12 protein-coding genes are annotated in these 15,483 nt (G+C 47.9%); 10 read left to right on the top strand and 2 right to left on the bottom strand.

Features of this window, described 5'->3' with window-relative positions; all coding sequences use genetic code 11:
- Nucleotides 1–191: 191 nt before the first annotated feature.
- Nucleotides 192–1,511 carry a xylose isomerase gene (gene xylA / locus QFZ77_RS02875; RefSeq protein WP_307435894.1) on the bottom strand — a complete coding sequence of 440 codons (1,320 nt, stop codon included), beginning with the start codon at nt 1,509–1,511 and terminating at the stop codon, nt 192–194.
- Nucleotides 1,512–1,683: 172 nt separating this feature from the next.
- On the opposite strand from xylA, the gene QFZ77_RS02870 reads away from it, so the two are divergent.
- The 3 genes from QFZ77_RS02870 (at nt 1,684) to QFZ77_RS02860 (ending at nt 4,075) form a co-directional block, all read left to right on the top strand.
- Nucleotides 1,684–2,862 carry an ROK family transcriptional regulator gene (locus tag QFZ77_RS02870; RefSeq protein ID WP_307435889.1) on the top strand — a complete coding sequence of 393 codons (1,179 nt, stop codon included), beginning with the start codon at nt 1,684–1,686 and terminating at the stop codon, nt 2,860–2,862.
- A gap of 135 nt (nt 2,863–2,997) precedes the next feature.
- Nucleotides 2,998–3,456, top strand: coding sequence for a hypothetical protein (locus QFZ77_RS02865; protein WP_307435886.1), 459 nt, complete (start codon nt 2,998–3,000; stop codon nt 3,454–3,456).
- 85 nt (nt 3,457–3,541) lie between these two features.
- Nucleotides 3,542–4,075, top strand: a complete 534-nt coding sequence (locus QFZ77_RS02860) for a Crp/Fnr family transcriptional regulator (protein WP_307435884.1) — start codon at nt 3,542–3,544, stop codon at nt 4,073–4,075.
- Nucleotides 4,076–4,088: 13 nt separating this feature from the next.
- Here QFZ77_RS02860 and hmpA read toward each other — a convergent pair whose 3' ends face one another.
- Nucleotides 4,089–5,306 (bottom strand): NO-inducible flavohemoprotein, encoded by a 1,218-nt coding sequence (gene hmpA / locus QFZ77_RS02855; RefSeq protein ID WP_307435881.1) that lies wholly within the window; start codon nt 5,304–5,306, stop codon nt 4,089–4,091.
- A 249-nt stretch (nt 5,307–5,555) separates the two neighbouring features.
- Here hmpA and QFZ77_RS02850 point away from each other — a divergent pair, with 249 nt between their 5' ends.
- The 7 genes from QFZ77_RS02850 to QFZ77_RS02820 all read left to right on the top strand — a co-directional run bounded on the left by QFZ77_RS02850 (nt 5,556) and on the right by QFZ77_RS02820 (nt 15,470).
- A complete protein-coding gene (locus QFZ77_RS02850; RefSeq protein WP_047683071.1) occupies nt 5,556–6,590 on the top strand; it encodes a LacI family DNA-binding transcriptional regulator in 1,035 nt (344 codons plus the stop codon).
- A 181-nt stretch (nt 6,591–6,771) separates the two neighbouring features.
- Nucleotides 6,772–8,061 (top strand): ABC transporter substrate-binding protein, encoded by a 1,290-nt coding sequence (locus QFZ77_RS02845; RefSeq protein ID WP_307435877.1) that lies wholly within the window; start codon nt 6,772–6,774, stop codon nt 8,059–8,061.
- A 66-nt stretch (nt 8,062–8,127) separates the two neighbouring features.
- Nucleotides 8,128–9,033 (top strand): carbohydrate ABC transporter permease, encoded by a 906-nt coding sequence (locus QFZ77_RS02840; RefSeq protein ID WP_307435875.1) that lies wholly within the window; start codon nt 8,128–8,130, stop codon nt 9,031–9,033.
- Complete coding sequence (locus tag QFZ77_RS02835; RefSeq protein WP_047683065.1) at nt 9,033–9,866, top strand: carbohydrate ABC transporter permease; 834 nt, start codon at nt 9,033–9,035, stop codon at nt 9,864–9,866. Before QFZ77_RS02840 ends, QFZ77_RS02835 begins: the two co-directional genes overlap by 1 nt.
- Nucleotides 9,867–9,900: 34 nt before the next feature.
- Nucleotides 9,901–10,872, top strand: a complete 972-nt coding sequence (locus QFZ77_RS02830; RefSeq protein ID WP_307435871.1) for a 2-hydroxyacid dehydrogenase — start codon at nt 9,901–9,903, stop codon at nt 10,870–10,872.
- A gap of 52 nt (nt 10,873–10,924) precedes the next feature.
- Nucleotides 10,925–13,252, top strand: coding sequence for an alpha-xylosidase (yicI, locus tag QFZ77_RS02825; RefSeq protein WP_307435868.1), 2,328 nt, complete (start codon nt 10,925–10,927; stop codon nt 13,250–13,252).
- Nucleotides 13,253–13,514: 262 nt separating this feature from the next.
- Nucleotides 13,515–15,470 carry a dihydroorotate dehydrogenase gene (locus tag QFZ77_RS02820; RefSeq protein ID WP_307435866.1) on the top strand — a complete coding sequence of 652 codons (1,956 nt, stop codon included), beginning with the start codon at nt 13,515–13,517 and terminating at the stop codon, nt 15,468–15,470.
- Nucleotides 15,471–15,483: the final 13 nt, after the last annotated feature.

Raw genomic sequence — 15,483 nt, 5'->3', positions numbered from 1 at the left:
CCCAAAGGCTATTTTTAATGAAGGGAGAGAGGCGAGATTTAGGCAGCAATTGTTGCACATTCTACAACATCATTCGACCGCGAATATGGATTCTTTCATCCGGCAAGCTCGAATGAGCATATATGACGATGGATTCCGAGAGAAAAAGCCCGCTAAGCCAAGAAAACGGCTTATACGGGCTTTTTCACGAATTAAGTGTTAATCAGGTATTGGTTAACCGTCGCCTTAATCAATTCCAAACGACCGGATTGGTTCACGATGGTGCTGTTGTTCTCAAGCGCATAAGCTTCAAGCGTTTTGAAGTTCGCTTTGCCGGACACGATGTCGGCGCCGATGCCGGATTGGAAGGAAGCATAGCGCGTGTCGAGGATGTTATCGAATACGCGGTCTTCGATCAATTTGGCAGCGACTTCTAAGCCGCGAGCGAAGGCGTCCATGCCTGCGATGTGGGAGTAGACGACATCGATAGGCTCGAAGGAAGTACGGCGAACCTTGGCGTCGAAGTTCACGCCGCCGCGGCCGATGCCGCCTTCGTTCAAGAGGATTTCGTACATCGCGAGTGTCGTTGAGTACAGGTCTGTCGGGAACTCGTCGGTATCCCAGCCGAGCAGCAGATCGCCTTGGTTCGCATCGATGGAACCAAGGACACCATTGATGCGCGCGACGCGAAGCTCGTGCTCAAAGGTGTGACCAGCAAGCGTGGCATGGTTCGCTTCCAGGTTTAATTTGAAATACGGCAGCAAGTCGTATTTTTGCAAGAAAGACAGCGTCGTAGCCGCATCGAAGTCGTATTGGTGCTTGGATGGCTCTTTTGGTTTAGGCTCGATCAGGAATTGACCGTCGTAGCCGATTTCTTTGGCATAATCAACCGCCATGTGCAGGAAGCGAGCAAGGTTATCAAGCTCCAGGCCGAGGTCTGTGTTAAGCAGAGTCTCGTAACCTTCGCGTCCGCCCCAGAAAACGTAGTTTTCCGAGCCAAGCTCTTTGGCATGATCCAAGGCTTTCTTCACTTGGGCAGCTGCATAAGCAAATACGTCTGCATTATTCGTCGTAGCAGCACCATGAACGAAACGCGGGTTGGTGAACATATTAGCAGTGTTCCAGAGCAGCTTCTTGCCGCTGGATTTCATTTTGTCTTTGATTAGAGCAACGATCTCGTCGAGGTTCTTGTTCGTTTCTTGCAGTGTGCTGCCCTCAGGTGCGATATCGCGGTCATGGAAAGCGAAGTAGTCGACATCCAGAATGTTCAGCAGCTCAAAGCAAGCGTCAACGCGAGCTTTGGCCAGCTCAAGGCCGGAGTATTGATCCCAAGCGCGGATCGCTGTGCCACTGCCAAAAGGATCGGAGCCGTTGGCGGAAAAAGAGTGCCAGTAAGCGATTGCAAAACGCATATGCTCGCGCATGGTTTTGCCTAAAATAACTTGATCAGGATTATAAAATTTAAAAGATAGCGGGTTCGTCGATGTGCGGCCTTCGTACTTAATCGGTTGAATGTTGTCAAAGTAGCTCATGAATTCAGCCTCCATAAATTAAGGGATAAATGCTTATGCAGTCATCATAGCACCAAATGAATAGTTTGTAAATTCATTAAACAAACTTAGTTGGTGCGTGAAAATGTCTTTCATGTTAAAATCAGTTCATTAGAAAAGAGAGACAAGCAATTAGAGCAGTGTGGGGGCAAACATGAAGCAAACAGGCGATTTGAATCTCGTAAAAAAAATAAATAAATCCATCGTATTACACCATATTCGCACGAATTCTCCAATATCCCGCGCACGGATTGCAGAAATTACAGGGCTGACAAAGGCGACAGTGTCGAGTCTTGTTAACGAATTGATCGAGAGCAGTGTCGTCGAAGAGATTGGCGTTGGTGAATCAAGCGGTGGGCGCAAGCCGATGATGCTGCTTTTTAATGGAACGGCTGGCTATGCCATCGGGGTAGACCTAGGGGTTAATGATATTCTCGCGGTGCTGACGGATCTAAGCGGTAAGATCATCCGCGAAGTAAGAGTGCAGCATGACAATGCTTCTGTCGAGAAGGTCGTCTTACTGGTGAAAACGACTATCCGCGGACTGATCGAAAGCGCGCCGGAGAGCGTCTACGGTATTATAGGAATCGGCATCGGAGTGCCGGGCATTTGTGATGAGCGCGGCAATCTGCTGTTCGCGCCGAATCTTGGGTGGGAAAACGTGCCTTTGCAGCAGCAAATCGAGGAGACGTTCAACATTCCGGTTGTTATTGATAATGAAGCGAACGCAGGAGCTGTGGGGGAGAAACAGTTCGGAGCCGGTAAAGACACGGCGAATCTGGTGTATGTGTCGATCGGCATCGGGATCGGTGCTGGGATCATCATTAAGGGCGAGCTGTACCGCGGGGCGACTGGCTTCTCAGGTGAGATCGGGCACTTCTCGATCCAGCACGATGGGCCCAAGTGCAGCTGCGGCAGCATGGGCTGTTGGGAGCTGTATGCGTCGGAGCACGCGCTCCTCACGCAGGCGCGCCGCGAGCTTAACGATGACGCTGTGGATCTAGAGATTTTGCTGAGCAAAGCCGAAGCCGGAGATCCGACGGTGATCGCGCTTTTTGAGCGCCTTGGTTATTATCTCGGTGTAGGCGTAGTTAATATTATCAACGGATACAATCCCGAATATATTATTCTCGGCGGCCGCTTAGCAAGTGCCGAGAGATGGCTGATGAAACCGCTGCTGGCCCTGCTCGAGAAGCGTTCCCTGCCGCATCCGCGCAAGCAGCTGAAAGTGGCGTTCAGCGAGCTGAGCGATCGGTCGACAGTGCTCGGGGCGGCATCTTTTGCGGTGGCCACATTTTTCGTGGAGACAACGGTTTCGGTTGATCGGAACTAAGCTAGTGGGAATTACAGCCATATGATTGACCGAAGGATGGTCACTTTTGTACAATGAGAAAAGTGCCAAAAATTCGAGAACAAAGGACTGGAACCAACGATGTTTCTACGTTCACTAGTGATGTGCTGCTATCTCATGGGAGCTTACTGGGCTTCCTACCATTTCCCATCAATGAAGATGGTGTTTTATCCAACGCTTGGGGCATTCAGCTTTCTTTTTATGCACCGTGTGGACCAAATTAAGGACATAGGACGCATCACGATGGGTGCTATCGTTGCAGTGACAATCGGCAGCAGCATGTATGCGATAAGCCACGGCGCCATATCATTTTTCATAACAGCCATACTTACCATCTCTCTCATCCAGTGGTTCAAATGGAACGCGGCCCCGATTTTGGCCGTTTCGTTCATTCCATTTTTTGCGCATCCGGTCTCATTCTGGGCGCTGCCTACAGCTGTCCTCGTTTCTCTCTTGGGGCTGATAGGATCGATTTGGCTCATTGGCAAGGTGGAGCAGTTGAATTGGGTTGCCAGATTGACAATGGCACTTACGCCGCTTCGCACGAAGCTGGAGCCGTTAAAAAAAGAGATGTAGCTGGTCAGCAGCTAGCAATCATAAAAAAAGCGATCAGCAGTGTAGTGAATGCTGTCGCTTTTTTTTCATATGAAGGAGAATAAAAATGAAACTGCACAAAGGAGAAATACTTTTCCGCCAAGGAGACACGGGTCCACTATACCAGCTCCTAACCGGTCTTTTGAAAATTGTCCGTGCTCATGAGGATGGGAATACGACACTCGTGAATATTATTGTTCCAGGCGAGACGATTCCACATCACTCGCTCATTAGTCCAAGTCCTTACTACGGTACTGCGATAGCGCTTGTCACTTGTGACATAGAGGTGCTTCCTGCTGCGCAGTGGTATGAGGAGCTGGAGCGCAGCCCGGAGCATTTTCGCACGATTGCGCGTCAATTACAGGATAAACTGCGCATGATGCAGCAGCGTATTGATCAACTGACGGAAATGGCTCCCGCTGCCAAGCTGATGAAGCTCGAAAGCTGGTTCCAAAACTATCTGGGAACGTCGAAGCTGACAGACGTGCTGACGCAGGAGGAAATCGGTCAGTTCATCGGGCTTCGCCGGGAAACGGTTAATCGTCTACTGAGGGAGAAAGCTGTGAAAGTGCAGCATCAATCCGAGTCCGATAAAAATTGAATGGCATACACGCTTATAAACTGCCTGAAGGTCCGAAAAACTCATAATGAATATCTTCGGCTGGAATTCCCCATTCACGGAGCGATCCGTTCACTCCTTTCATAAACGGGATAGGACCGCAGAAATAGAAGCTTGAAGCAGGGGTAGGCACCACGTTTTGGAGCCAAGCTAGATCCACATAGCCTTCTTTATGATAAGAGATGCTCGCTTTATCGACCTCTGTCGGTCTCTCATAACACCAGTAAACGGTTAATTGTGGATGCTGCTGGGAAAGATCTTCAACTTGTTTCCGGAACGCATGGAGCTGGCCATTTTGAGCGGCATGGATAAACGTCACCTGTCGATTCGGGTTCGTTTCCGCTAACGTATTCAACATGCTGACCATCGGAGTTAGTCCAACACCGCCGCTAATTAGCACGACAGGTCGGGTATCTTTTTGATCTAATGTGAAATCTCCAGCAGGTGCAGATAGCCAAAGTTCACTGCCTTCTTCAGTTTGGTCGTGTAGATACATCGAAACCTTGCCTGCAGGTTGTTTCGCCAAAATGCCATCTTCCCGTTTAACTGAGATTCGATAGTAGGGTTTCCCGGGAGCATCTGAGAGGCTGTATTGCCGAATATGGGTATTTTCCTCACCGGGGATCTGGACTTTAATACTGATATACTGTCCCGGTTCAAATGCCGCAAGAGCTCCCCTATCCTGAGGTACTAGGTAGAAGGATGTAATCACATCACTCTCTTTGATCTTCCGCTCAATTCGGAAAGGCTTGAAATCGGCCCAACCGCCTTCTTTTGTCTTAGACTCATCATACATCTCAGCCTCAACACTGATAAAAGCATCCGCGATAACATTGTAGGCTTCACCCCAGGCCTGCAGGATTTCGTCGGTTGCCGCGTCACCGAGTATATCTTTAATTGCGGCAAGCAAGTTTTGGCCTACGACCGGATAATGTTCAGCTTTCACCCCAAGACTGCGATGTTTATGGGCAATTTGCTTTACAGCAGGGAGAATAGCTTCCAGTCGATCGATATGAAGAGCTGCGGCATATACCGCATTGGCTAAAGCGGTCTGCTGCCTGCCTTGCTTCTGATTGGCATGGTTAAACATATTCAGCAGCTCAGGATGCGCCGTGAATAACATCTCATAGAACCTTTTCGTGATGGCTATACCGTGGACTTCCAGTACCGGGACAGTGGATTTAATGATTTTGATTGATTTTTCGCTCAGCATATAGGATCGCCTCACCTTTATTAGATTTAGTTGATGAACCAAGTATAGCTAACAGAGATGGGGGGATTATGTGATTAAGATCACAGGAAAAAGCAACAGTCTGTGTCTGTATCCGAATAAAATGATGTACGTAAATCAAAAATTTAAGATAAAACATCATGAAAGCGTTGACAGACTATTTATGGCTTGGTATGATAATGACGTAAACGGGGACGAAACAAATTTATTACGTTAGACAGAGGTAATGAAATGGATCAAAGCAGACGGTTAACGGTCAAAGAATTGGCCAAGCAAATCGGTGTTTCCGTTGCCACGCTTGACCGAGTGTTAAACAACAGGGGAAATGTCAAACCTAAAACCTATCAACAGGTGATGGACAAAATTAAAGAGTTGAATTACACGCCGAACAAATCAGCCAGCTTTTTGTCTCGCAAGAACGAATATGCCATGGCGATTGTTTTTCCGGAGCTTCCCGAATACTTTTGGAAACAGGTAGAAAAGGGTGTCCAAATCGCTATAGATGAATTTCGTGATTATGGTCTGCATGTGCACATTGTCCGTTCCGAAAAATACGATTTGGAGCAGCAAAAGAAAACGGTTCTGCAGCTCATTGATTCCGGACGGTTCGACGCAATCGCGTTATCACCCAATGACCCTCAGGAAATGGCTGATATTATTGATTACGGAGTGGATCAGGGCCTTGCGATTTGCACCTTTAACAGCGATTCTCCATTAAGTAAACGGCTGTTTTATGTAGGGTGCGACTACCGAATTGCCGGTCGTCTGGCAGCGGATGTGCTGTGTAAGTTCATCGGCCAGAAGACGAAGGTTGGTTTGATCATGTCTTATACGAACTTTCAAATGCAGCAAAAGATAACGGGTTTTCGCGAGGTTGTCGCCGATTACGATCATATCGAATTACGCGGCCCGCTTAAACTGCAGCAGGAAGATTACGACTCGCTTGACTCATTTATCGATTATTTCCATCAGGTTGACGGTATTTATGTATCCAGTGCCAGGCTGCATGTGGTCGCAAAGCATTTGGCTGATGCGAATTTATCAAAGCCTATTGCATTGGTTGGTCATGATATGACCGAAGAAATTTATCAATATATGAGAAGAGGCGTTGTTACCGCAACGATTTGCCAAGACCCGGTTAATCAAGGGTATTTAACGGTCAAATCGATGTTTGACCACTTGGTCACCGGCGACAAAGTAAATGTAAAAGAGAACATCACCAAGCTGGAATTGGCTACCAAGGAGAATGCACGTTATTATATTTGATTTGTATCAAAGAAAATAACGTTTTCTTTTTACGACAAAATGATGTACGTACATCATTTTGTTGATGGAAATTCAGGGGTTTCTCCAACATGATTTTCGGCATATTGCAGCATTCGTTTTCGCATGTATGAGATCGATTGCAGCTCTGCAAACTACAACTATATTTTAGGGGGAATAAACGATGTCTAGAAATGTAAAGGCTGTCATGTTTGCAATGTCTACGCTGTTAGTCCTGACGACTGCATGCGCACCAAAATCATCAACCGGTGATGCGTCCAAATCTTCAGCTACAACGGCTCCGGGGGCAACTGCTTCGAGTTCGACGGGTTCAGGCGAGAAGGTCACGATTCAATGGTGGGATTCCATGACCAGCGAGGCTACGCAAGGCGCATTAAAGAAAACGATTGCTGATTATGAGGCTGCTCATCCAAATGTCAAAATCGAGCGTACTTTTATTTCTTTTGCTGATATTAAAAATAAGCTGCTTCTTGGTGCGGCGGGAAATCAGGTTCCTGATATTGTATGGATCGATAATCCAGATCACCAAGCCTTCGCAGCAGCGGGCATACTTGCTGATATTACGAAGGAAGTCGGAGAATGGGGCCAAGCAGATAAATATTTCTCAGGACCGTGGTCCTCAACGATGTATAAAGGCAAAAACTATGGTGTTCCCGTCGGAAGCAATAATCTAGCGCTTTATTACAATGTAGATATGTTAAAAGCGGCAGGAGTCAATTCTCCAAAAACATGGGATGAGCTTAAGGAAGCGGCTAAAAAACTGACGAAACAGGATGTATACGGATTTGCGATGACTGCTGTCAAAACGGAAGAAGGCACATTTCAATTCCTTCCGCTCATGTATCAATCGGGTTCCGACATTCCGAACTTTAACAGCGCAGGGACGATAGAAGCAGCCACCCTTTTGAAGGATATGGTTGCTAACGGTTACATGTCCAAAGAAGTCATTAACCAGAAGCAATCGGACACAGTCGTGCAATTCTCCACAGGCAAAGTTGCTATGATGATCAATGGTCCATGGCAAATCCCGTTATTAAGAAAAGAAGGTAAAGTGAATTGGGATGTTGTAGAGCTTCCGACCAATAAACAAGGCGGAACGATTCTTGGTGGAGAAAACTGGGCGATAACTGCTGCTTCCAAGCATAAAGATATCGCATTTGATATTGTCAAATTTGCCAATGAGCCTGACCGTTTGAAGGAGTTCGCGAAAGCAGCGGGCCGTCTGCCCAGCCGCGAAGATTACTTGATGGATCCATTCTGGCAAAATGACAAGCAGCTGAAAATATTCGCAGATGCCATGAAAGTAGCCAAGGCTAGAGCTTACGGCCCGAGCTACCCAAAAATTTCGGAAGCGATTCAAATTATGATGCAAGAAGTCATTACTGGCGCCAAAACACCGGAAGCAGCAGTGAAAGATGCTGACGCAAAAATAAAACCGCAGCTTGGGCAATAGTCATACCAAATGAGGGGGATGCAACAGACACCGCATCCCCTTTTACTTTTGAGATTAGGGGGAGAAATGATGTCCCAATTAACTAAAGGCGCCAAATGGTTTTCCTCTTGGAACAGCTATTTATTTGTTTTGCCTGCTCTTGTTTTTATGGCGGTATTTGTAATTTTTCCAATCGCGTATAACGTCACTCTCAGTTTTCAAGATGTCAATGTATACAATTTAAAAGGCGAGCATCATTTTATAGGTTTGAGCAATTACATCAAGTCGCTTAAGGATCCTGTATTTTATATTTCAATGAAGAACTCGGTGGTTTTCACCGTTCTCAGCATTTTCTTTCAATTTGCAATCGGTTTTGGATTGGCCTTATTTTTCAATATGAAATTTCCGGGTCGTAATTTGTTTCGTTCATTAATGCTGCTTTCCTGGATGTTACCGGTTGTTATCACCGGAACGATCTTTCAATGGATGTTTTCCGGTGATTATGGCGTTATCAATTATTTCTTACAGTCGTTAGGGCTTATAAGCAAACCTATCAGCTGGCTTAGTGATGCTAACACAGCATTGCTTGGGACGATTGTGGCGAATATTTGGACCGGGATTCCATTTAACATGATTATTCTGTTGTCAGGTCTACAGACTTTGCCAACACATTTATATGAAGCTGCCAAACTGGATGGCGCGAACCGTTTTCTACAGTTTAGGCATATTACGCTGCCGCTTTTGCGACCAACCATTCTTGTCCTTTTCATGCTAGGAATTATATATACATTTAAAGTGTTTGATCTGGTGTTCATTATGACCGCAGGAGGACCAGTTACGGCCTCGACCGTGCTGCCGATTTATGCGTACCAGCTTTCCTTTACGACGTTTGAGTTCAGCCAAGGGGCAGCGGTCTCGATGATCATGTTCTTGATGTTAATCGTGATTGCGATTGTGTACTTGAGAATGTCGAACAAAGAGGAGGTTCACTAATGGTTTATTCAAGATGGAGAGCATCTGGTGCAACCTTCATTGCTGTATTGATCATGATTGTATTCTTATTTCCTGTGTACTGGATGGCTAAGACTTCGGTTACGCCAATTACAGAGTTATATCACAATCCGCCGCATATCCTTCCTGTGAAGCCGACACTTGAGTCATATATCAATAACTTCATCAACAACAAGGATATGATTGGCTATATCGGCAACAGTGTCATTATCGCAGTGGGAACGATGCTTCTTTCTCTCTTGCTGGCAGTACCTGCAGCCTATGCGCTCGCGCGACTTTCCATTAAAGGGAAGGCCGTCATTATGATTTTGTTGCTTTCCATTCAAATGCTGCCTGGAATTATGATGGCTATGCCTTTGTATATGATGTTTTCTAAGGTGAACTTGACTGATAATTTTGTCGGACTTATTTTTGCCGATTTAATTCATGCTTTGCCGTTTGCGATCATTACGCTGCGCCCCTTCTTTCTGAGCTTGCCGGGCGGACTAGAAGAAGCGGCCATGATTGATGGCTGCAATAAGTTCACTTCATTTACCAAAATTATTTTGCCGTTGGTGACACCCGGCTTGTTAACGGTTGCCGTCTTTTGCTTCTTGTTTGGATGGGGCGACTTTATTTTTGCACTGACATTAACAACTGGAAATTCGGTGCGTCCGCTAACTTTGGGCTTGTACCGCTTTATCGGGCAGTACGGAACGGAATGGAACAACCTGATGGCTGTCGCTACATTGGCGGCATTTCCAATTATTATCATTTTCGTATCGATGCAAAAATATGTAGTCGGCGGGATGACGGCCGGTTCTATGAAGGATTAAAGCATTGTTCCATCACATAGGAGGGAATATCTAAATGAAGCCACGTGTCTATATCGCAAGAAGCTTGCCCGAAGAAGTCCTAACTTACTTGGAGGATCACTGCGAGATTCGAAAATGGGAAGGGGAAGACTCGATTACAAGCGAACATTTGGCTCAGGAGGTGGGCGATGCTGAAGGTTTGCTTGTCACAGGCACTCCCGTAACTGAGGCCATACTTAACGCAGGCGTGAACATTCGGGTCATCAGTAATTTATCCGTCGGCTATAACAATCTGGATGTAACAGCGCTCAAAGCACGCGGCATTGTGGGAACTCATACACCTTATGTTTTGGATGAAACTGTAGCGGATCTTGCTTTTGCGCTGCTATTGTCAACGGCCAGAAGGGTAGCGGAGCTGGATCAATTCGTGAAAGCTGGCAAGTGGCAAAAGGGACAGGATTCGGAACTATTTGGGGTTGATGTCCATCACGCCCGATTAGGCATAATCGGGATGGGACGAATTGGCGAAGCGATTGCCCGCCGAGCAAAGCTTGGTTTTAACATGGATGTCGTGTACTACAACCGCAATCGCAAGCCAGATGTGGAGCAGCGGCTGGGACTTAAGTATTGTCCATTTGAGGAGCTGCTGCAAACGTCCGATTTCGTGCTGCTGATGACACCTCTGACACCGCAAACTAGGCATTTAATGGATGAGCCGCAATTTTCCTTGATGAAGAAAAGCGCCATTTTCATTAATGTTTCGCGTGGTGAAACCGTAAATGAAGGGGCTCTGGTTCAAGCGTTACAGAATAATCAAATTTACGGTGCGGGTCTGGATGTATACGAGCAAGAGCCGGTGGATGTGAATCATCCACTGTTGAAGCTAAGTAATGTTGTAACCTTGCCGCACCTCGGTTCAGCCACGCCTGTGACCCGATTGAATATGGCGAAAGTTGCTGCCCAGAATCTCGTATATGCCCTAAAAGGGGGCTCACCAGTCCATGTTATTCCAGAATTGCAATCATAAATTCATAGTTTCATATAAAAAATATTAAGTGCGATAGGTGGAGGAAATAGATATGAAATTTACGGATGGGTACTGGCATGTCAGACAAGGAGTAACGCTCAATTATCCGGTAGAAATTCGCAACGTTCGCACCAAGCCGGACACCTTGACGGTTCTTGCTTCCTGTAAGAAGATCATTACGCGCGGAGATACATTGAATACAGCAATCTTAACCGTTAATTATACGTCTCCCATGCCGGATGTGATCTGTGTAGAGTTGATTCATCATAACGGCAAGATGAACCAGGGTCCGGAATTTGTTAAAAACGAAAACGCCGACGTTCAAGTTGGGGTCGTTAATGACGAGGAAGTTGCTAGTTTTACGAGTGGTAAGCTCAGCGTGCAAATTCATAAAAATGAAGGCTGGAGCACCCATTTTATGTATGAAGGCAGACGTTTGACTGGCAGCGGGTACAAAGGCCCGGGTCACATCAAATTGCAGGATCAAAGCACATATATGAGAGAACAGCTCGATTTGGGCGTCGGTGAATACATCTATGGTCTTGGCGAACGGTTTACACCATTTGTGAAAAATGGGCAAGTCGTCGACCTATGGAATGAAGATGGTGGAACCTGCAGCGAGCAGGCCTACAAAAACATACCTTTTTATATGTCCAATTTAGGCTATGGCGTATTCGTCGATCATCCGGAACGAGTTTCCTATGAGGTGGCTTCGGAGCAAGTGTCGAAGGTCCAGTTCAGCGTGCCTGGCGAATCGTTAAAATATTATATCATTGGCGGAGCATCGATGAAGGAAGTTCTGCAAAATTACACGACACTGACAGGTAAACCTGCCCTGCCTCCGGCGTGGTCATTCGGCCTTTGGCTGACGACATCGTTTACAACGAGCTACGACGAAGCTACAGTGAACAGCTTCATTGATGGCATGTTAGATCGTGAAATTCCGCTTCATGTCTTTCATTTCGACTGCTTCTGGATGAAGGAGTTTCAGTGGTGCGATTTCCAGTGGGATCAGGATGTGTTCCCAGATCCGCAGGGCATGCTGCAGCGACTGAAAAGCAAAGGCCTTAACATTTGCGTCTGGATTAACTCCTATATCGCGCAGCAATCCTATTTGTTCGATGAAGGCAAGGAGAATGGTTACCTTGTCAAAACGAAAAATGGGGATGTATGGCAGTGGGACAGATGGCAGGGCGGAATGGGGCTTGTAGACTTTACTAATCCGGCAGCCGTGCGCTGGTATAAAGATAAACTTAAAGTTTTGGTAGAGATGGGTGTTGATAGCTTCAAAACCGATTTCGGCGAGCGTATTCCGACCGATGTTGTTTATTTTGACGGCTCGGATCCTATTAAAATGCACAACTACTATACGCATTTATATAATAAAGCCGTATTTGAAGTACTAGAGGAGACGAAAGGCAAGAACGAAGCCATGCTGTTTGCCCGTTCGGCGACTGCCGGCGGCCAGCAATTCCCGGTGCACTGGGGCGGAGACTGTTCGGCCAGTTACAACTCTATGGCTGAAACGCTTCGCGGCGGCTTGTCATTAGGCCTCTCTGGCTTTGGCTTCTGGAGCCATGACATTAGCGGCTTCGAGAATACAGCTACGCCTGACATCTACAAGCGTTGGACCGCATTTGGGCTGCTGTCTTCACATAGCAGATTGCATGGAAGCCAATCGTATCGGGTACCGTGGTTGTTCGATGAAGAAGCGTGTGATGTGCTCCGTTATTTCACGAAGCTGAAATCGACACTGATGCCATACTTGTTCAGCGCTTCGGTGGAAGCCGTACAAACAGGCTTGCCCGTGATGCGTGCCATGGTGCTTGAGTTTAACCAAGACGCTGCCTGTGATCAATTGGACCGCCAATATATGCTCGGTGAATCATTGCTCGTAGCACCGATTTTCAATGGTCAGGGGTCTGCGCAATACTACTTACCGGAAGGACGCTGGACGAACTTCCTGAGCGGGACGGCCGTAGAAGGCGGCCGCTGGCTGCGCGAGCAGCACGACTATTTCAACTTGCCGCTTATGGTTAGACCGAACAGCATCATTGCTGTCGGTAATAATGATCTTCGTCCGGATTACGATTATGCTGAAGGCGTTGTCCTTCATGTGTTTGAACTTGAGGACGGACGTGCAGCATCAACCACCGTTTACAACACGAAGGGAGAGGCGGAGCTAGTAGTGAGCGCAGAGCGCAGCAGTCGAAGTATCTCTGTTAACGCTAGTGGCACAGACAAGAAGTGGGAACTGATTTTACGCGGCATTCATGAAATAGAGTCAGTAGAGGGTGCAAGCTGGACGGCTGGAGATACCGGCATTCGCTTGATACCGCAGGCAGGTGCACATAGATTCGTCATACAGTTGAAATTATAAAATCGTTCCAGACGGCATAAAAATATAAATATAAAAAACTTTCCTGATTATATTTGTCAGGGAAGTTTTTTATATTATATAATGAAGATTAGAAATGTTTGGGAATTATAAAAGATAAATAATGATGAGTAAGAAGATATACAATTGGGCTGTTTCAAAGTCATATCATGGCTGAGGACAGTCTTTTTTAACATGATAAAACCAACATCTAACAGTGGTCGCTCATTATTGAATGACCTCGATAAGGAATAGGAGCTTCTCGATGCCCGACTGGTCTTATCACGCTATATTTCGGCCTTTATTATTTCGGCTGCCAGCTAAGATTGCAAGGAACTTTACCCTCGGGTCGATAGGCGGATTAAGCCGCATTCCCGGCGGAACGTTCGTGATCAAAACAATGGGTCACATGGAGCTGTCGCCGATTCTCGAGGATGAGCTGGCGGGGGTGCCGATTCAGTGTCCCATCGGTCTAAGCGGCACGCTTGATCCGCACGGGACCGCGCACAAGGCGCTGGCCCAGTTCGGGTTCGGCTTCATCGAGATCGGACCTGTGACGGTCCGAGAAGTGCATAACGACGCGCCGATTGAGCGCGACGTGGTGCAGGAAGCCATCGTGTACCCCGATGGCTATGTCAATGACGGCGCGGACGCGATCGTCCAGCGCCTGCGCAAGGGCACGGGGCATCGCCTGCCGCACTTCGTGCGGCTGCGGCCGATGCCGGGCAGTTTGCCGCGCGAGGCGCTGTTCGAGCAGCAGGAGCTGCTCTCGAAGCTGGCGCCGTACGCGGCGGGGTTCTACATCGATGGCCTCGCCGAAGGCTGGCCACCGGATGAAGCGATAGCGTACCTCCGCGAGGTACGCCTTATAGCAGAAGCAGCGGCCCCGGGGAAGCCGCTGCTGCTCTACCTGCCGCAGCCAACTCCCATCGGGATGCTGCGTGAACTCACCGACACCGCCGAGAGCTTCAGCGGTGTCGTCGTCGGCGAAGCGCTGCGCGAGCCGGGCACCCGCCGCGAACGCGTCGGCGGCGGTGCGGAGGCGCTCGGGGCGCAGCTGAGCCAGGTTCGGCTGCTCCGCGAGTCGCTTGGCGAGCGGAGCACGATTGTCGCGGCCGGCGGCGTTCATCAGCCGCAGGATGCACTAGAGCTGTTGGCTGCTGGAGCGAATAGCGTCCAGCTGCACAGCGGGCTGGTGTACGCGGGGCCAGGGCAGCCCAAGCGAATCAATGAAGCGATCATTCATGATCGCATCAGGCAAACAGCTGAGCCCCAGCCGCCCTCGTTTTGGGCCAATTGGGGCTGGATGAGCCTGCTGGGTATCGGCATGATGATTGGTGGTGTACTCGCATGGCTCATTGCGTCCACAAGCGTCCTCTTGCCTTACGACGAAACTTTTCTTGGCGTGAGCCGAAGTGTCATAAACCATTTTAATGGGCATATTATACATTTCATGTCCCATGACCGCATTACTTTAGCGGGAACGATGATTTCGATAGGCATCTTTTATTATCAGCTGGCTCGTCATGGCTTACGAAGCGGGCTTCACTGGGCGCGAACTGCGGTAACGACTTCGTGTGCAGTAGGTTTCAGCAGCTTTTTCCTTTATCTCGGCTATGGTTATTTTGATCCTCTTCATGCCGCAGCAGCGGCCGTGCTGCTGCCGATGCTGCTGCTGACCTTGCGCGGATTGAAAGATTATCCCTCCCGTAAGAAGCCAGGCGTGCTGAATGATTCTGTTTGGCTTAGAGCGCAGTGGGGGCAATGCTGCTTCGTTGTACTCGGATTTGGTTTAGCAATCGGAGGCTTGACGATATCTTTCGTCGGTATCACTACCGTGTTCGTACCGACAGATTTAGCCTATCTCGGCCTGACAGTCCAGCAGCTTGCTGCTTGGAACGATCACATCATTCCGCTCATTGCTCATGACCGAGCAGGATTTGGCGGAGCGCTCTTTTCATTAGCGGTAGCGATTACAGCTTCAGCTTTATGGGGTGTCAACCAAGGCGAAAGCTGGTTGTGGTGGACGTTTCTCTGGGGAGGTCTTCCGGGATTCGCCGCCGGGTTGCTGGTACATGTTCACATTGGCTATATGGACTTCGTTCATTTACTTCCTGTTTATATAGCTGCCTTGTTGTATGTTGTTGGACTGTACCTCATGTATCCGTTTCTGGTGAGCAGAGCTGGCAAGGTAGAAACAACAATTTCACTTAACGAATAATCTTAGCATAAAG

This window comes from Paenibacillus sp. V4I3, from assembly GCF_030817215.1.
GTDB lineage: Bacteria > Bacillota > Bacilli > Paenibacillales > NBRC-103111 > Paenibacillus_E.
Note: the sequence above shows the minus strand (reverse complement) of the source record. Positions and strands in the feature narration are given on the sequence as shown.